Here is an 18442-nt window from a genome sequence, read left to right as displayed (position 1 = left end):
GCAAGAGATGTTTTATGTGACAAAAAGACTTTATTATAATGACCTTTATCAAATCGAATTCGATGCCTGTGTGATTACAAAAAAGGAGAGAAACGGGAAATTTGAAATTGTGCTGGATCAGACGCTTTTCTATCCTGGAGGGGGAGGACAGCCTTGCGATTTGGGGCGAATCGGCGATCAGCAGGTGATGGATGTTTATGAAAAAAACGGAGAAATTATACATGTTCTTGAGCAGGATCCGGTGGCCGAAGACAGCAGGATTCACGGCACAATCGACTGGGAACAGCGCTTTGAGCTCATGCAGCAGCACTTGGGGCAGCATATCCTTTCCGCCGTATTTGTTCGGGATTTTTCTAAAAATACGGTCGGCCTAAGGATGACCCGGGATGAAGTAACCATTGACCTTGACGGATTTGTGAGCGAACAGCAGATCGCGCAGGCTGAGGCAGCGGCTAACGAAGTTGTCTATAAAAATGATCATATAGAGATTTTATACCCGGATATGGAAGAGATCAGACGCTGCTCAAAACGCCCAGTGCCGCAGAAGGAAGAGGCAATCCGCATTGTTAAAATAGCCGATCTGGATTACGCGCCGTGCTGCGGCCTCCATACTGGAACCACAGGTGAAGTGGGCATGATTAAGGTGATTAAGGCAGATAAACAGAAATACGGTTCCCGCATTCATTTTACATGTGGAAGAAATGCGCTGCGCCGGGTCGGAACAGTATGCCGGAATTCCATGCAGTTGCAGAAGAAACTGAATTGCCAGGAAGATGAACTCATCGAACGCGTCGTTAGGCAGCAGGAGGAAGTGCAGCAGCTGAAGCAAAAATTAGATTTAATTATGAAACGGCTGGCAGCAGCTGAAGCAGAAAAACTGATTAAAAAAGCGCCTCGAACAGGAGAGGTAATTCTGGTTGCACACACCCTGATGAAGACGACACTGGAGGAAATAAGGCTTTTGTACGCGGAGCTGACCAAGATCAAAGGAGTCGCCGTGCTGCTTGGCGGGAAAACGTCCGATGGTGCAGTATTGATGTTTGGATGCAATAAGGCGGAAAAGCGGGTTGATGTGAGAGAAGCGTTCCAGCAGGCAATCAATACAATCGGTGGTAAAGGAGGCGGAGGCGCCTGCTGTGCACAGGGGTTCAGCCCTGATAGTACGAAGTTAGATGAAGCTGTGGAATCTGCAGTACAGATGTTAATAGTAAAAGAAAAAGAGTATGCTTTAAATTCTAAACAATATAAGGAGATGGTGTTATGACAGAAAAAATAAAGGTCGGCATATTAGGCGCTACCGGTACCGTAGGTCAGCGGTTTGTTTCTTTGCTTCAGAATCATCCATGGTTTGAAATCACTGCGCTTGCAGCCAGTAAACGTTCAGCTGGAAAGACATATGAGGAAGCGTTGTCAGGGCGTCTGAATCCGGAACTCATGGTTTCAGAAAGAATCCGATCCATGGCCGTTCAGAATCTGCATGATATTGGGGAAATTTCCTGTCACGTTGATTTTGTATTCAGCGCCGTCAATATGCCAAAGGATGAAATAAAAAAGATAGAAGAGCAGTATGCAAAGTGTGAAATACCGGTTGTCTCTAATAACAGCGCACATCGATGGACGCCCGATGTCCCAATGATTTTGCCGGAGATTAATCCACATCATGGGGAACTGATTGGAGAACAGAAAAAACGGCTTGGCACGAAACGCGGATTTATTGTTGTAAAGCCCAATTGTTCAATCCAAAGCTATACGCCGGTACTGACGGCATGGAAGGATTTCGAACCGTATGAAGCTGTAGTAACCACTTATCAGGCGGTTTCAGGAGCTGGAAAAACATTTGAGACATGGCCGGAAATGAAGGGAAATATCATACCGTATATTGCAGGAGAGGAGGAAAAGAGCGAGCAGGAGCCTCTGCGCATTTGGGGAAATATTGTGGATGGGAGGATTATACCGGCACAGGAACCTAAAATTACATGCCAGTGTATCCGTGTACCTGTCCTGCATGGACATACTGCGGCTGTATTTGTCAAATTCCGCAAAAAGCCAACAAGGGATCAGCTAATACAAAAACTTTTGAAATATAAAGGTGAACCGCAGCTTCTTAAGCTGCCAAGCGCGCCAAAGCAATTCATTCAGTATTTGAGCGATGACGACCGACCTCAGACAGCCATGGATGTAGACTATGAAAACGGTATGGGAATCAGCGTCGGAAGACTCAGACCGGACACAATCTACGATTGGAAATTTGTAGGACTTTCACATAATACACTTCGCGGCGCAGCAGGAGGATCTGTCCTGTGCGCGGAACTGCTGACTGCAAAAGGATATATTGATAAACACTGTTAGGCCCGCAAGGCCCTCTTTATCGCAAATACAATAAATTGCCGATAAAGAGGGCCTTTTGCATGGCTGACGTCTGTAACGCTATTTGTAAATTATCCGATCCAGTAATCTTTTGCCAGCTGAATAAACGCTTTAGCCGGTTCGCTCAGATATGCATTGGCACGGTAACAGGCGTAATTGCCCCAATCGGGCATATTATAGATGCGGTAAGCGCAGATATTTGGAATCGGGCTGCGCAGATAATAGTGGGAAACGATCCCGCAGCAAAGACCGTGCTGTACCATTGTTAAAATCGTAGGATTATGAGAGGTCTCAAACAGCACGTTCGGAGTAAAACCGGCCTTTTTAAACAGGCCATCTACAATTGGCCTCATAGTGGAATCCTTGCTGATTAACACGAACGGTTCTTCGCTGAAAAGCCGGATATCGACAGGCTCATTCAATTTTTCCGGCAGTGAAGAGCTGACGGGAACTACCAGAAAAAACTCTTCGGAGCAGAGTTTAATATATCGGTTGCCTGGTATTTTCTGCTCATCCCGAAGGGATATAAAGCCGATATCCAGGTCTCCGTCTGAAATCATCTGCTGCTGCTTTTTCACAAGGTTTTCTATGGGATTTACCGTAATGTCCGGAAACCGTTTATGAAATGCCGGATACACGTTTGCAAACATGACAACACCACGCCCCGGAGTAAAACCGATGGACATACTGCCGTGCTGGGTCTGCGTTATATCTGCAATCATTCGATAGGTATCCTGTTTGATCCGCAACAGTTCACGGGCATTTTTTATATAGATTTCCCCGGCTGGAGTCAGATGCCAATTGTTTCTGGAACGATAAAATAGTTGCGTCTGCAGTTCACGTTCCAGCTTTAACAGCTGCTGGGTAAGGGCAGACTGGGTGACGAACAGTTTCTGAGCGGCCCTGGTGATATTCTGTTCGTTTGCAATTGCAACAATATATTCTACCTGTTTTAAGTCCATGATTTGTTTCTCCCATTTAGCTGTATTTCAATATCGAAACAATATAAATAATCAAAGAAAAGATACGGTGCCGCAACGAGTGCGACAATCCGACGGATATTATGGGGACAGAACGAAGTCGGCCCCATCTTTATTATATTGGGTTATAAAACTACAGTCAACATAAGTATTAGAAAAAATAATGCAAACTAAAAAACCATTAATTTTACAAAAAATAGTGCGTGTGATATTATGCAGTTAATACAAAAAGAAATTAAAAATAATAAATAATCTGGCAAAAGATATAAAAGGAGGATGTTATGTCAATTATAACAAACGTTCGCACTATTCGTATTAAAGAGGTGCCGAATATCATCTGGGTGGAGTTGGAGACAGATGAAGGGCTGACAGGATTAGGCGAGGTCTGGAGAGGAGCAGAAGCGGTTGAGGCCGTCATACACAGCGAAATTGCTCCATGGCTGTTGGGACAGGATTCCTGCCGTATTGAATACATATCCCGCGTGTTGTTGACACCGTATGTGGGATTTCACAGTGCAGGAGCTGAGACAAGGGCAGCTAGTGCGATTGATATTGCGCTCTGGGACCTGGCTGGAAAACGTCAGAATATTCCTGTTTACGAGGCGCTGGGCGGTTCCAGCAGGCTTGCGGTACAGGTATATAATACTTGTTCCGGTTATTCCTATAACAAAAAAGGGGGATGCTTCAATAATTATTCGAACCGCAGGGAAATTAAAAATGACGACCAGATGACAGGTCCGTACGATGACCAGGTTGCATTTAACCAGGACGCTGGAAAGCTGGCTGAGAGCTTGATGAGCGAAGGCTATAAGGCTATGAAAATATGGCCCTTTGACCCTTACGCAGCGAAATCAGACGGTAAATTCATCTCAGATGAAGACCTGAGAAAGGGGTTGGAACCGTTTCGCAAGATCCGCGAAGCTGTAGGAAACAAAATAGAGGTTATGTGTGAGCTTCACAGCATGTGGAGTCTTCCGGCTGCTGTCCGTATCTGTCGGGGGCTGGAAGAATACGATGTCTTCTGGGCGGAGGACGCAATGTGTAAAATGGATGACACTCAGGCGCTCCATACTCTTCGCTCCAAGACAAAGACGCCGATCTGCGGCAGTGAGACACTTGCAGGGTCTGTAATTTTCCGACAGCTGCTCAGCGCAGGGGCCTTCGATTATACCATGATTGATCTGGGCTGGTGTGGAGGGCTGACGGAAGGCCGAAAAATATCCTATATAGCAGAAAGTTTCAATATTCCAATAGCGCCTCATGACTGTACAGGCCCTGTTCTGCTGTGGGCGGGTCTGCACCTGGCGTTTCATTGTTCCAATACGCTGTTTCAGGAAGTAGTGCGTGCAAACTTGGCTACCTGGTACCGTGATATGGTGGATGAACTGCCCATTATAAGGATGGATTGGCGGCTCTTCCTGTAAAGTCCGGCCTGGGAGTCCGCTTAAAGCCTGAGATCAGAAAGCGACCGGATGCTATTATACGGGAGTCGGGCAAACAGAAAGGCAGGGAGAATTAAAATGAAGGACAAGCAGATGCGGGGAGTATTTGCTATCCCTCCCGCTGTGTACCATGAAGATTTTACAGTAGACTATGAAGGTGTCGCCAGGTGCGTGGAATTCTGTCTGGCCTGCGGTGTACACGGTCTTGTAATACCGGTATATGCCACAGAATATGTGCTTCTGTCAACAGAGGAGCGGAAGAAGATTCTGGAGGCATGTCTTCGGGCGGCAGGAGGGAAAGTACCGGTTATCGCAGGCGTCTCAGCTGCTTACGTTGGGGAAGCGATGGAACTGACAGCACACGCCTGTAGCGTAGGAGCCGAGGCTGTTATTGCAGCACCTCCGCATGCACTTAAAGTGAGCAGAGGTGAGTTGATGGATTATTACGAAAGAATTAATACGGTTTCTGATATTCCTATTTTTATACAAAATCTGTTTCCGCCCCTTGGAGACCCTATGGACCTTTCGTTCTTAATTCGGCTGCTGACAGAACTGGAACATGTCAGCTATGTAAAAGAAGAAACTTCTCAGTCACGCCGTCTGATCTCTGCGCTTCATCAATACGAAACGAACCATCCCTCCGGTCCGTTGAAAGGGATTATGGGCGGGGGAGGTTCCAGGGCGCTGATTGAGGAGTATGACCGTGGCATCTGCGGAACAATGCCTTCCTGTCAGTTTGCAGACCTGTCGGTAAAAATATGGAACCTGCTGGAAGAGGGGGATATAAAACAGGCATATCAGACGTTCAGCCAATGTCTTCCGGCATTTTTATTCAGCGGAGCATATGGGGTGGGCTGTTATAAAAAGATTTTAAAGCGTCGTGGGATTGTTAAATTTGATGGCTGCCGGCCAGGAGGATGGCCTGTGATGGATGAGGCGGCTGAACGGGAGCTGGAACGCGTATTTGAGCTTGTAAAGCCTTTATTGGAGCCGCTTTCATAAGAGAGTATAAGAGACATGGATGAGAAAACAGGTATAAAGGGATGGAATCTATACGAGTAATTCAATCAAACTAAAAGGAGGAAAAACATGTTAAAACGAACAATGTTAATAAGGGTTGCAGGCATGCTGGCAACAGCTGCTATGGTATTCTCTCTTGCAGCATGCAAAAAGACAGCGGAAACATCTAGCAGTACTTCAAAAGAAAAAGGAAAGAGCCAACAGCAAACTGGTACTGAGGCCAGTACAGAAATAAAATGGCCGAAAAATGTAGAAATTGTCGTTCCTGCCGGGGCAGGAGGAGACACGGATTTTAATTCCAGGCTGCTTGCACAAAAACTTTCTGAGAGACTTCCGGCAAATTTTGTCGTATCAAATGTGACGGGAAACAGCGGTGCAACCGGTTCCAGACAGGTAAAAGAGGCGGAAAGTGATGGAGGAACTGTATTGTTCTACCATACGGCATTTCTCGTTAACCAGGCCAGTAAAACAACAGATTACGGAATTGAACAGTATTCTTTTGCCTGTATTGCTGCAATGAGCCGCGGAAATGTGGTGACTGTAAGGTCAGACCTTGGTATTCAGACATTGAAAGAGCTGTATGAATATACGCAGTCTCACCCGGGTGAGCTGAAAATGGCAGCACAGACGGGAGCAACGTCATATGCAATTGCAATGCAGATGAAAAGAGCCGGATTTGATATGAACGTAGTGGATGCAGGTGGCGCAGCGACCGTCTGGCGGCGATTGTAGGCGGACATGTGGATGTCATCCTGGCGGCATACGGAAGTATTAAAGATTATGTGAACGAAGGTTCCCTTACAGCACTCGCCATGGATGGAGAAGAGGATTTGGATGTAGGGGATCAGGGAGTTCATGTAGAGGCAATTCATAACCAGGGATATGAAGACATTAAGCTTCCGTTCTACTATTTCTTTGCTTTTCCAAAAGGTACGGATAAAGCGATGATAAAGCAGTTTAACGATGCGGTGAAAGATATTGTAGAAAATGATGAGGATTATCAGCAGAAAATATACGAAACATATCTGCAGAAGCCGTTCTATCAGGGTACAGAAGAAGGGCTGAAAACATTTGACGATATCACAGAGGTACTGAATAAAGTGGATTTGTCAGGAAAAGTGGAGCAGTAATCCGGATGATGGATGAGATATCTCACAAGGAGGGAGAGATCATGGGTATCAAAAAATTATCTGAGCTGGTTACTGATTTTGTGCTTTTGATCACTGGAGTTGGACTTTGGATAAGCGCACAGACAATAGAGACGGGTACAACAATGGGAAAGGGTAGCGATTTCATGCCGAAGGTGTGTACGGCAGTATGGGTTATTCTGGCAGTCATTCTGCTCCTTCAGACACTGAAAATGGCGGATGATAAGGACAAAACTTTGAAAATGAGCCTGAAAGGGTTTCTACTGACCTTTTTATATTTGGCAGTATACATGTTTCTGCTAAATGTCACGGGCTTTATCATATCATCCATTCTATATATGTTCGCGCAGATGATGCTGTATGTTCCAGAAACGGGAAGAACGAAAAAAAATGTGATTCTGTTTGCAGTGTTATCTGCAGCAGTGCCAATCGCTGTCAACATACTGTTTGTAAATGCATTTTCACTGCTTCTGCCTGCTGGAAGCATATTCTGAAAGGAGGGATGGATTTGGCAGTTCAAGGATTATTATCCGTATTGAATTTAGGCACCCTTGGGATTGTTTTTCTGGGAGTGGTGATCGGAATTATCTTCGGTTCTATTCCAGGTCTGACATCTACCATGGGCGTTGCGCTATGTCTGCCCTTGACATTTGGAATGAGTCCATTGAACGGGATTGCAATGTTAATCGGACTTTATGTAGGAGGAACTTCAGGAGGACTGATTTCTGCAATTCTGTTAAAAATACCGGGAACGCCGTCTTCTGTGGCGACAACCTTTGACGGCGGGCCTATGGCGGAAAATGGAGAGGCGGGAAAGGCGCTGGGGATCGGTATTTTCTATTCTTTTCTTGGAACGGTATTTTCAATTGTGGCTCTTATTTTTATCGCGCCTTCTCTGGCAAAAGTTGCCCTTAAATTTGGGCCTTACGAGTATTTTGCAATCTGTTTATTTGCGCTGACAATGATTGGCTCCATGGTAGGGGACAACCTGTTTAAGGGGCTTTTAAGCGGTGCAGCTGGTGTGACATTTTCTTTATTCGGTATAGCAAATATAGGCGGAGCGTCGCGATTTACATTTGGCCTTACATCCATGGAGAACGGTTTTTCTCAGCTGCCGGTTATGATCGGGTTGTTTGCGGTATCGGAAGTAATCCGTACAGGAGCAGAGAAGGTTAGCCAAAAAGGAATGATTATGAAGGAGGCGGACATACACGGATTCGGAATCAGTAGGAAGGAGTTCCTGGAGCAGTTTGTTAATTTTATCCGTTCTGCTCTGATCGGCATTGGAATCGGTATTTTACCTGGAATCGGCGGCGCGACATCGAATATTGTAGCATACAGCGTTGCAAGGCAGCAGAGCAGATACCCGGAAAAATTCGGTACCGGAATTATCGACGGCCTGATTGCTTCCGAAACCTCCAATAATGCATCGATTGGAGGGGCATTGATTCCCATGCTGACTCTGGGTATACCGGGAGATACAGTTACAGCGATTATGCTTGGAGCGTTAACTCTTCATGGGATTACCCCAGGCCCAATGCTGTTTAAGAACAGTGGGGAACTGGTATATGGAGTATTCGGGGCGTTTATCATGGCTACCATCGTAATGTTGATCGTTGAGTATGGGGGAATCAGACTGTTTATAAAGGTACTTGCAGTTCCGAAATATATCCTGCTTCCAATTGTGCTCGTACTGTGCGTTGTTGGTACGTATGGAACTAATCATAACATGTTTGACGTATGGTCTTCCCTGCTGTTTGGTGTCATTGGATATTTTATGGCTGTTCATGAATTTCCGAAAGCTCCGATGATTCTGGGATTTGTCCTGGGACAGCTGGTGGAAGAAAATCTTGTCCGTGGGTTGATGTATGCCAACAATAATTTCTGGGGATTCTTTGAGTCACCAATTGCATCCGTATTTATGGCTGTTGCAGCGTTTATGGTTCTTAGGACAGCGGTGAAACAGATTAACACAGCATTTATAAAAAAGGAGACAGGATGAATATTGATTTTATAAAAGGGGTAATCGTGCCGATTTTTACCCCGATTAATGAAAACGAGAAGATCGACGAAAAGAAATTGAGGAAACAGGTGGAATATGTAATAGAAGGCGGAGTCCATGGGATTCTGGCTTACGGAAGTAATGGTGAATTTTTTGGATTGGAAGACGATGAAATCGAAAGTGGTCTGAAAATTATTGTCGATCAGACAGCCGGCCGGATACCTGTCTATATGGGAATCGGTTCGATTACCACGAGAAAAGCTGTCCGACTTGCAAAAATAGGACGGGAAGCAGGAGCAGCCGGTATTTCCGTTCTGCAGCCGATGTTTATTCATCCATCGGATGAGGAACTGTACGACTACTTTGCGGAGATAGCAGAAGCAGTGCCGGATTTCCCTGTCATTTTATACAACAATCCGGGCAGAACAGGTTATCAGATCAAGGCATCCGTTGTAATGAAGCTCTGCAGCAGCTGCACCAACATCGTAGGAATCAAGGATTCCAGCGGAGATATGAATATGACTGCGGAATTGATCCGCCAGGCCAAGTGCTATCCGTTCAAGGTGTTGGGAGGGAAGGATACTCTGATTCTGGGAGCCATGGTATATGGAGCTGCGGGCTGCGTTGCAACTACAGCCAACATTTTCCCTGAACTTGTAGTATCAATATATGATCATTGTGTAAGCAAGAATTATGAAGCCGCACGGAAGGAACAGGAGAAACTTGCACCGATACGCCTTGCTATGGATAAAGCCAGCTTTCCTGTGGGAACGAAAGACCTGGCAAACATAATGGGACTGAATGCGGGGCCACCGTATAAGCCGAATAAGAGCGGCACAGAAGAAGTGTTGGCAGCTATGAGAAAAGCGGTTGAAGAAGCGGGTTTAAAAATGAAAAACGCTTAAGAATTTACAGACAGTTGAAAAGAACTTAAAAAAGAGTGTTGCAAGAGAATGATATGCCTACGATACCAGATTTTGTGCCCGGCAGCGGCCAGGTCATCCTTCTGGTATCGAAAACAATGATTCAATTTTTCTGCAGCACTCTCTTTTTGATTTGAAAATCTGTAATTCCCTAACGGTTATCCTTGAGCAATACGTCATGTGCTCCGCCTTCGACAATACTTGTTGAAGAAACCAGGGTTATCTTAGCATTTTTCTGAAGTTCCGGAATCGTAAGGCAACCGCAGTTGCACATGGTAGAACGTACTTTGCTCAGTGAGAGATTTACGTTATCTCTTAAGCTGCCGGCATAAGGAACGAGGGAGTCCACGCCTTCCTCGAAGGACAGTTTGGCATCGCCGCCTAAATCATAGCGCTGCCAGTTCCTGGCTCTTGCGCTTCCTTCTCCCCAGTATTCCTTCATATAACTGCCGTTTATATTGACTTTTTTCGTCGGGCTTTCGTCGAAACGGGCGAAATACCTTCCCAGCATCAGGAAATCGGCGCCCATAGCAAGGGCCAGGGTAATGTGATAGTCGTGCACGATCCCCCCGTCGGAACAGATCGGAACGTAAATACCGGTTTCCTTATAATATTCGTCTCTTGCCTTGGCTACTTCAATTACAGCGGTAGCTTGTCCGCGGCCAAGCCCTTTTTGTTCTCTTGTAATACAGATAGCGCCGCCGCCGATTCCTACTTTTACGAAGTCAGCGCCTGCCTCAGCCAGGAAACGGAAGCCATCGCCGTCTACTACGTTTCCGGCGCCGATTTTTACGGAATCGCCATAGTTTTTCCGAACGTATTCGAGAACGATTTTCTGCCACTCTGAAAAGCCTTCCGAACTGTCGATACAAAGCGCGTCGGCTCCGGCTTCGATCAGCGCCGGGATACGTTCTTCGTAATCTCTCGTATTAATTCCAGCTCCAACCATATAGCGTTTTGAGCTGTCGATCAATTCATTTTCATTCTTTTTGTGGGAGTTGTAGTCTTTGCGGAAGACAAGGGATACAAGTTTCTGATCCTTGTCAATGATGGGAAGACAGTTTAACTTATTTTCCCAGATCATATCATTGGCCTCTTTTAAAGTTGTACTGTCGAGGGCACAAACCAGATCTTCAAACTTTGTCATAAAGTCTTTGACTTTCGTATCTTCTGACATTCTGCTGATTCGGTAATCCCTGCTGGTTACGATTCCTGCCAGCTTTCCTGTAGGGCTTCCGTCGAACGTAACGGCCACCGTGGAATGGCCTGTCTTATTTTTCAGATCTAAAATATCCCTAAGCGTGCATTCCGGAGATATATTTGAATCACTGATAACAAACCCGGCCCTGTGATTTTTGACAAGGGACACCATCTGAGCCTGACTTTCAATGCTCTGTGAACCGTAAATAAATGATAATCCGCCTTCTTTTGCCAGCGCGACAGCCATATTGTCATCTGAAACGGACTGCATAATTGCGGATGTCATGGGGATGTTTAAAGAAATAGCCGGCTCTTCTCCCTTTTTAAATTTGACCAACGGGGTCTTTAAGCTTACATTCGCAGGAATACATTTCGTTGATGAGTAACCTGGAATTAACAGATATTCTCCAAATGTTCTGGATGGTTCATTCATATAAATAGCCATGTTTTTGTTCTCCTTGTTTTTTAATGCACTCACCGTGAGGTTTTGTAAATAGTTGCCGTTTACGAAAATTCTGTTTATTATATGTATTATATGTAACTGGTTATCCAAAGTCAACAGGGGACGAAAGATATAAAAAAGTCGTTTTTCGTATAATTTCTCGGTTATCACTTTTTTAAAGCTCTGCAGCGGCGGTTTCTGTCAGACAGAAGGTTATGAAGAAGTGCGACTTTTTCAGCGGCAGCGGCGTTATTGCCGGAGGATACAAGGCCGGACAGTAAGGAAACTTCAAAGCTAATGTGCGTCTCGGCTTCTGCCAGATCTTCGCTGGAGACCGGATCACTGTATTTGAACTCTTCAGACAAATCATGAAGTTTGTGGGACAGTTCAGGATCACGGCAGCTGTCTGCAATGCTTTCCATGTCAATTCTAAAATAAGCCATTGTTCTTGTCTGTATCTCTTCTTTTTTCTCAATGGATTCTATGGTATTACGTACGCTGTCTGTAGCGATTACCCCGATTAAAGCCATCCCCAGCAGAATAACGGATACAATGACAGAAATCCAACAAGGCATAGGTAGAGAAGCGGCTAATATGTAGATTATAATACAAAAGGCGATTTGGCATGCCAGATAGATATTCCCTACCATGAAAATGGGAAACCCATACACTTTGCTTTTTAACGTTGTGGCTTCTTTAAAGGCATGGAAACTAATGCCGCCGCTGATTATAAAAGAAAGAATGGAAAAACCGTATGCGACCCAGGAGGCAGCACCCTTTGGAAAGGGAATGATAAAAAATAGGACGTTATATACAATAAATAAAATAATATACACAGCCATTAAAGAGGCGCCTTTTTTAGACATATATTCTGTACTCCCTTCATTTTATAATGGGTTATTTCATTTCATCTTCTCTTTTTGCACCACATTCAGGGCAAAATCTGCTTGCAATGTTTTTCGCTCCGCAGGAACAGTCCCACAAGTTACCAGGGGGTGAATCAGGACGGCGAGCACCGCATTCGGGGCAAAAACGGGAAGTGTTGTTTTTTGCGCCGCAGGGGCAGTCCCATGAACCGGACTTACCAGAAATGACGTTTCCCACACTGGAACCGATTGATTCAGAGGTCTCGAATACAGGAGTTAATACATCCTTCGTCATATTGATTATGCCGCCCATGGCGCCAAGAGTAATTCCCAGGGAGGCAATATCATGAAATGTGCCGGCTCCTAAAGGAGAATCAGAACCTGAAGAAGAGGCAGATGAGCCGCCGCCTGTAATACCGTTTTGCAATGCTTCCAAACCGACCTGACGGGCAGTTTCCTGTTGATAAGTATAGCCTTTGGCCTTCATTTCTTCCGCCTCTGCCAGCGCCTGCAGACGGTATGCTTCCGCTTCCGCCATAGCCTTGATTTTAAGTGCCTGAGCTTCGCTCTGGGCGTTTACCAGTTTCAGCTGAGCCTCGGTCTGAGCTTCTATTATTTTTCTGCTTTGCATGGCTTCCGCCTCTTTCTGGCGTATTTCCTCTTCGCGGACTCTCAAAGTTTTTTCCGCAAACTGTAACTTTAGACGCTGAAAATTCGGGTCCTGATCTGGTGTCATAATTGTGGTAATATAAAATTCCGGCATAACCAGGCCGTATTCTTCCAGCGCAGGGTTGATAAGATTTTTAAGGCTTTCAGCCAGCACATCCAAGTAGCTGTCTAATTCCAGTACATTAATTTGATTCTCTTTGATTGTTCGGGCAAAATTAGCTTTTACTTGGCTCACAATCAAAGATTTGAATTTTCCAACAACCTCCCCTGCCGTGCAGCCGTCGGATCCAAGAATTTCATTTTGTGATAGTCCGTCTGTAGTGCTACCAGCTTCAGTAATAATTTTCTGGAATTGGCCACACGCAGATTAAAAGTACCGCAGGCTCCCAGTTCAACATAAAGTCCGGAACCTGGGTCAAAGAGCCGCACTTTGCTGTCGGTTCCCCATTTGATGCCCATTTGGGTCACCATATTTATAAAATAGATTTCGGAATGAAATACTTCGTTCGCATTAAGCGGAAGTTTGTATAGTGATTCCAGAAGAGGGAGATTCTGAGTAGCCAGGGTATAGCGTCCGGAACTAAAAAGATCAAGGGCCTTCCCATCCCGGAAAAAAATAGCTTCCTGGGATTCGTGGACAATTAACTGGCTGCCAAGATTAAAATCCTCAATCGGATGTTTCCATACGAAAACGTCATTGCTTCCTTCATATTTAATCACGCTGGCTATGCCGTCTTTTTTGACCTTTTCCTTTTCCAGCTGTTTGCGAATATCAATTGTAGTATTACACAGAACACAGGTGCAGACTTCATCATTTTTATTTGCAAAAACTTTGCAGCTGCATACGGGACAGGTGAGTTCGACAAGACTGGACCGGCCTTCGAGGATATTAAGCCTTTCATGGCAGACAGGGCACAGTGCTTTTTCTCCCTTTGACCAGTTAAAGATGACCGTATTGCCGCAGTGATCACATATTTTGGAGGAGAGCTTATCTGATTTGATTCGTATCGTATATCCGCAAGTGCATTTAATCTCCCTGGTGGCCATCAAGCCTAAAAAGCCGAAAGATGCTTCTGCATACTTGCCGCAGGATGGGCACTCTATAACAAATTTAGACATTTTTATACCTCCTTGGAACTGTCGTATTGAAGAGAAACTATTTGGCTTAAATTATATCATGGTAAAAGCAAGAATTCTATAATTTAACTAAAAATAAAGGGGCAAAGATTTGCCTTTTTTGTATTTTTTTTACGAAAATTGTATGCTATAATGTCCATAATAGTAATAAATTTCGCTGGAGATCCATGGCCGTTTTGCAGCTATGTTATAATGTGGATATTATATATGTAAGGGGAATCTTTGTAAGTGAAGGGAGGAAATGACATTGTCTGTATTGAGATGCACCATGTGTGGAGGAGAGCTACAGGTAGATACAGATTTGTCTGTGGGGAAGTGTGAATATTGCGGCTCCCTTATTTCGATTCCACCGAACTTGGAGAGGGTAGGGAATCTCTTAAACCGCGCTAATTTTCTGAGGCAGAATAATGAATTCGATAAGGCAGCGGAAATTTATGAAAAGATTTTAATGGAGAATAATCGGGATGCCGAGGCTCATTACGGACTGGCACTATGCCGTTACGGAATTGAATACATAAAAGATCCTGTTACAGGTAGGCAGATACCCACATGCCACAGGACAGAGACGATTTCCATCCTGGATAATTCGGATTTTCTCCAGGCATTAAGTTTGGCAGATGTACTGACAAGAGCTGTATATCAGCAAGCGGGAGAACAAATTGATGAAATTCAAAAAAAGTTTTTGAAAATTGCCAGGGAAGAGCAGCCATATGATATTTTCATATGTTATAAAGAGACCGCGGAAAACGGAGAACGCACCCGTGACAGCGTTCTCGCCCAGGAAATATATACGGAGTTAAGTAAAAAGTATAAAGTTTTTTTCTCCAGAATAACGTTAGAAAACCGTTTGGGGGAAGAATATGAGTCTATTATATTTACCGCTTTAAACAGCGCCAGGGTGATGATTACAGTTGGCACTTCCACAGAGAATTACCAATCGGTCTGGGTGAAAAATGAATGGAGCAGATACCTGGAGATGAGCAGAAAAGATTCCGGAAAGACGATTATACCATGTATACGTGATATGTCGCCCTATGAATTGCCAGGAGAATTGCTGGCGTTTCAGGCCCAGGACATGGGAAAGCTGGGATTTATGCAGGATTTATGCAGTGGAATTGACAAACTTCTGGGAGGCGGCAGAGAAAAGGATTCAGATATTAGAATTGAAGCTGACTCTCAAATGGCACGTTGGGCTAAAAATGCAAATACTTTTCTGAAGCTGGGAGAAATAGGAAAAGCTAAGAAACTTTATGAAGAACTGGCAGATGAATATCCGGATTATTATGGAGGATGGTTGGGACTTGCCCGTGTTGTGTCCGGCGGCTTTAAAAATGAAAACGAAACAGTAGCCAGAGAAGTAGAGCGCTATCTTATATATGCGGAGAAGTTTGCCTCTGAGGAACAAAAAGCGGAAATTGCGGCTGTGTCTGGTAATTATAGAGAAAGGGTGGAGAAGCGAAGAATACAGAACCGGCTGAAAGAGTTCCTGAAGCAGAAGGCCGAGGCTGACAAAAATGTGGCCCTTCATTCTGGCGGAGAAATATCCGAAATAAAGGAGGAGTGTATAGATACGGATGAGAAGATTCGGAATCTAAAGCAAAAGGGCCAGGAGCTGAAGCAGCAGATAGAAGCGCAGAAAAAGGAACGTGAAAAGAAATCAAAAGGGATAGTATTATTGGTATTTCTGGGTTTCCTCTTTATGGCGCTGCCATTAAGTGTAATAGAATATATAGGTGTGCCGCTGTTGTTGTACTGCTGGGTAGTTGGAGGCTCCTTGATGTTCATAGGTATATACCGTCCTACAGCGATACGTCGTATCGAACAGATGAGAACAGCAGAGCTTAGGAAAGTACAGGATGAGATAAAAAGGCTGGATGAGATAAGAAAAAATTAAAGGCAAATAAAAGATATTGAGTGCTTATTAAAGCTTCTGACCAGGATACAGTGCAGGTTCCGGAGTCTTATGGTTCAAGATTCCGGAACTTTTTGACCTTTCGGGAAAGAAAAAGTACTCGGCGTGGGAGATCCCGCAAAAGTTTACTAAGGGGAACCGGTTGCTCTAAAACAAAATTATTGATAAAATGATCAGGCAGATATAGACAGATATAGGCACAGTAGGAGGGAATCGATGGACAATCAAGAACAGGGACACAAGAGGCGGGTCCGTTATAAGGGAACCCATCCCAGGTCATATAAAGAAAAATATAAAGAGCTTCAGCCGGAAAAATATGCAGATACGGTGGAGAGGGTCATTCAGAAGGGCGGAACTCCCGTGGGCATGCATATTCCGATCTGTGTAAAAGAGATTCTGGAATTTCTCCAGATTAAGCCGGGACAGGTGGGTCTGGATGCGACGCTGGGATACGGCGGGCATACCAGGGAGATGTTAAAATGTCTGGAATCTAAGGGCCATTTATACGCTCTCGATGTGGATTCAATAGAAATTGCTAAGACGAGAAAACGACTGGCTAATCTGGGTTACGGGCCTGAGATACTGACCATCAGACAGATCAATTTTGCCAATATCGACCAGATAGCGGCTGAAGGCGGGCCTTTTGACTTTATCTTAGCCGATCTGGGCGTATCATCCATGCAGATCGACAATCCTGACCGGGGATTTTCATTTAAAAATGAAGGGCCATTGGACTTGCGGCTGGATCCTGAACGCGGTGTAACAGCGGCACAGCGTCTCAGAGAAGTGGACCAGGAAGAACTGCAGGGCATGCTGACTGAGAATTCAGATGAACCCTACGCGGAAGAGATTGCAAAGACGATTATTCAGGAGCTGAAAAGAGGCAGGGAGATTGCCACCACGACCCAGCTTCAGCAGGCGATTGAGAAAGCGCTTTCTTTTATTCCCCAGGGGGAGCGGAAGGAAGCGGTTAAAAAGTCCTGCCAGAGAACATTCCAGGCGCTCAGGATCGATGTGAACAGTGAGTTTGAAGTGCTGTATGATTTCCTGGATAAGCTGCCGGAAGCTTTGGCCAGCGGCGGACGTGCGGCAATTCTGACATTCCATTCAGGAGAAGACCGGCTTGTTAAAAAGTCATTTCAGCGTCTGCATAAAGAGGGGATTTACAGTGAGATTTCTCACGAGGTAATCCGCCCTTCCGCAGAAGAATGCATACGTAACAGCCGCGCCCGTTCTACAAAGATGAGATGGGCTGTGAAGGCCTGAACAAAGGATGAAGAGCGTTAAAGGAGTTTAGATATGCTGTCGGGAATAATCGAAATTGATCTTCATGGGAAAAATTATGATCAGGCAAACCAGGAAATTGAACGTACGCTTAGAAACTGCGGACAGGCTGTTTACCGAATCCGGATTATTCATGGCTATCATGGCGGTACCGGTCTGAAAAATATGGTGATGGAGGAATACGGTTTTGGACGCAGCTCCAGAGTACTGAGAATTCAGCCAGGTACGAATCCGGGGATTACGGAACTCGTATTGAGAGAGTACTGACTGAGGTGAAAAAAGGAATATAGAGGGACGTAAGGGGACGGATTACATATATAATCATATGGAAAGAGTTGTGAAGGGAATGGTGCAGAGGGCTATATGGTAAAATACGGCATTGCTGAAATGGATTATATTTCAAAAAAGGATCCTGTAATGAAGGAACTGGTCAGCCGTTTTGGATATCTGAATATGGGAATGAAAGATGAGAAAGATATTTTTACATCGCTGGTGATCAGTATTGTGAGCCAAATGCTGTCGAACAGCGTTGCGGATATCATTGTGGGGCGGCTGATGGAAAAGGTAGTGAAGATTACGCCGGAGAATGTATTGTCGAAAGGGGCGGACGATATAAAAAGCTGTGGTATCTCCAGGAGAAAGGCCGAATATATTGTTGGGCTGGCGCGGGATGTATCGGATCAAAAATATGATTTCTCCCTGCTGGAACGTATGTCCGATGAAGAAGTGATAAAATATCTCATGCAGATTAAGGGAGTCGGGCTCTGGACGGCGGAAATGACAGCGGAGTTTACAATGGGCCGGCTGAACATATTCAGCTACAGTGATGTGGCTCTCCAGAACGGAATTATGAAGGCCCATGGATATAAGACATTAAGCCGACTGCGGTTTGAACGGCTGAGAAAAAAATATTCACCTTACTGTTCGGTTGCCTCATTATACTATTATGCATTAAACGATGAACACTGAGACGTTTTGCGGAAGAAGCAGGAGGAACTATGACTTGCATACTTACCTCAGAATCTATATAATGATAACAAGAGGGGAGTA

18 protein-coding genes are annotated in these 18442 nt (G+C 44.9%); 13 read left to right on the top strand and 5 right to left on the bottom strand.

The genetic code is table 11. The features are described 5' to 3' along the window. Positions 1 to 7 precede the first annotated feature (7 nt). Both DXA13_RS16740 and asd read left to right on the top strand, forming a co-directional pair. Positions 8 to 1264, top strand: coding sequence for an alanyl-tRNA editing protein (locus DXA13_RS16740; RefSeq protein WP_181995721.1), 1257 nt, complete (start codon positions 8 to 10; stop codon positions 1262 to 1264). Beyond that, positions 1261 to 2349, top strand: coding sequence for an aspartate-semialdehyde dehydrogenase (gene asd, locus DXA13_RS16735; RefSeq protein ID WP_118246186.1), 1089 nt, complete (start codon positions 1261 to 1263; stop codon positions 2347 to 2349). The genes DXA13_RS16740 and asd overlap by 4 nt, the downstream gene beginning before the upstream one ends. 89 nt (positions 2350 to 2438) lie before the next feature. Here the strand turns inward: asd and DXA13_RS16730 are convergent, their stop codons facing one another. After that, complete coding sequence (locus DXA13_RS16730) at positions 2439 to 3329, bottom strand: LysR family transcriptional regulator (protein WP_118246184.1); 891 nt, start codon at positions 3327 to 3329, stop codon at positions 2439 to 2441. A gap of 299 nt (positions 3330 to 3628) precedes the next feature. Here DXA13_RS16730 and DXA13_RS16725 point away from each other — a divergent pair, with 299 nt between their 5' ends. The 7 genes from DXA13_RS16725 to DXA13_RS16695 all read left to right on the top strand — a co-directional run bounded on the left by DXA13_RS16725 (position 3629) and on the right by DXA13_RS16695 (position 9864). Continuing rightward, on the top strand, positions 3629 to 4771 hold the full coding sequence (locus tag DXA13_RS16725) for a mandelate racemase/muconate lactonizing enzyme family protein (RefSeq protein ID WP_207662184.1): 1143 nt from the start codon (positions 3629 to 3631) through the stop codon (positions 4769 to 4771). Between the two features lie 96 nt (positions 4772 to 4867). Next, positions 4868 to 5791 carry a dihydrodipicolinate synthase family protein gene (locus DXA13_RS16720; protein ID WP_181995720.1) on the top strand — a complete coding sequence of 308 codons (924 nt, stop codon included), beginning with the start codon at positions 4868 to 4870 and terminating at the stop codon, positions 5789 to 5791. An 87-nt stretch (positions 5792 to 5878) separates the two neighbouring features. After that, positions 5879 to 6541 carry a tripartite tricarboxylate transporter substrate-binding protein gene (locus DXA13_RS22565; RefSeq protein WP_118246180.1) on the top strand — a complete coding sequence of 221 codons (663 nt, stop codon included), beginning with the start codon at positions 5879 to 5881 and terminating at the stop codon, positions 6539 to 6541. A gap of 8 nt (positions 6542 to 6549) precedes the next feature. Continuing rightward, entirely contained in the window at positions 6550 to 6939 is a 390-nt protein-coding gene (locus DXA13_RS22560; RefSeq protein ID WP_181995719.1) for a hypothetical protein, read from the top strand. A gap of 41 nt (positions 6940 to 6980) precedes the next feature. Further along, complete coding sequence (locus DXA13_RS16705) at positions 6981 to 7451, top strand: tripartite tricarboxylate transporter TctB family protein (protein ID WP_181995718.1); 471 nt, start codon at positions 6981 to 6983, stop codon at positions 7449 to 7451. A gap of 8 nt (positions 7452 to 7459) precedes the next feature. Beyond that, on the top strand, positions 7460 to 8959 hold the full coding sequence (locus DXA13_RS16700) for a tripartite tricarboxylate transporter permease (RefSeq protein WP_118246174.1): 1500 nt from the start codon (positions 7460 to 7462) through the stop codon (positions 8957 to 8959). Then, a complete protein-coding gene (locus tag DXA13_RS16695; protein WP_118246172.1) occupies positions 8956 to 9864 on the top strand; it encodes a dihydrodipicolinate synthase family protein in 909 nt (302 codons plus the stop codon). The genes DXA13_RS16700 and DXA13_RS16695 overlap by 4 nt, the downstream gene beginning before the upstream one ends. A gap of 169 nt (positions 9865 to 10033) precedes the next feature. Here DXA13_RS16695 and DXA13_RS16690 read toward each other — a convergent pair whose 3' ends face one another. From DXA13_RS16690 to DXA13_RS22550, 4 genes are all read right to left on the bottom strand, one after another. Next, positions 10034 to 11527, bottom strand: a complete 1494-nt coding sequence (locus DXA13_RS16690) for an IMP dehydrogenase (RefSeq protein WP_118246170.1) — start codon at positions 11525 to 11527, stop codon at positions 10034 to 10036. Positions 11528 to 11691: 164 nt separating this feature from the next. Further along, positions 11692 to 12390 (bottom strand): hypothetical protein, encoded by a 699-nt coding sequence (locus DXA13_RS16685; RefSeq protein WP_118246169.1) that lies wholly within the window; start codon positions 12388 to 12390, stop codon positions 11692 to 11694. A gap of 31 nt (positions 12391 to 12421) precedes the next feature. Then, positions 12422 to 13300 carry an SPFH domain-containing protein gene (locus DXA13_RS22555; RefSeq protein ID WP_278287065.1) on the bottom strand — a complete coding sequence of 293 codons (879 nt, stop codon included), beginning with the start codon at positions 13298 to 13300 and terminating at the stop codon, positions 12422 to 12424. Further along, entirely contained in the window at positions 13297 to 14178 is an 882-nt protein-coding gene (locus DXA13_RS22550; protein WP_118246165.1) for an SPFH domain-containing protein, read from the bottom strand. The genes DXA13_RS22555 and DXA13_RS22550 overlap by 4 nt, the downstream gene beginning before the upstream one ends. Before the next feature lie 265 nt (positions 14179 to 14443). Here DXA13_RS22550 and DXA13_RS16670 point away from each other — a divergent pair, with 265 nt between their 5' ends. The 4 genes from DXA13_RS16670 to DXA13_RS16655 all read left to right on the top strand — a co-directional run bounded on the left by DXA13_RS16670 (position 14444) and on the right by DXA13_RS16655 (position 18361). Continuing rightward, on the top strand, positions 14444 to 16090 hold the full coding sequence (locus tag DXA13_RS16670) for a toll/interleukin-1 receptor domain-containing protein (RefSeq protein ID WP_181995717.1): 1647 nt from the start codon (positions 14444 to 14446) through the stop codon (positions 16088 to 16090). 234 nt (positions 16091 to 16324) lie between these two features. After that, positions 16325 to 17374, top strand: a complete 1050-nt coding sequence (gene rsmH / locus DXA13_RS16665) for a 16S rRNA (cytosine(1402)-N(4))-methyltransferase RsmH (protein WP_118246161.1) — start codon at positions 16325 to 16327, stop codon at positions 17372 to 17374. A gap of 33 nt (positions 17375 to 17407) precedes the next feature. Then, positions 17408 to 17659, top strand: a complete 252-nt coding sequence (locus tag DXA13_RS16660; protein ID WP_118246159.1) for a Smr/MutS family protein — start codon at positions 17408 to 17410, stop codon at positions 17657 to 17659. A gap of 96 nt (positions 17660 to 17755) precedes the next feature. Then, positions 17756 to 18361 (top strand): DNA-3-methyladenine glycosylase, encoded by a 606-nt coding sequence (locus DXA13_RS16655; protein WP_118246157.1) that lies wholly within the window; start codon positions 17756 to 17758, stop codon positions 18359 to 18361. Positions 18362 to 18442: the final 81 nt, after the last annotated feature.

Source organism: Clostridium sp. AM58-1XD, assembly GCF_003464085.1.
Lineage (GTDB): Bacteria > Bacillota > Clostridia > Lachnospirales > Lachnospiraceae > Lachnoclostridium_A.
This window is presented reverse-complemented; position numbering and strand designations above follow the sequence as displayed.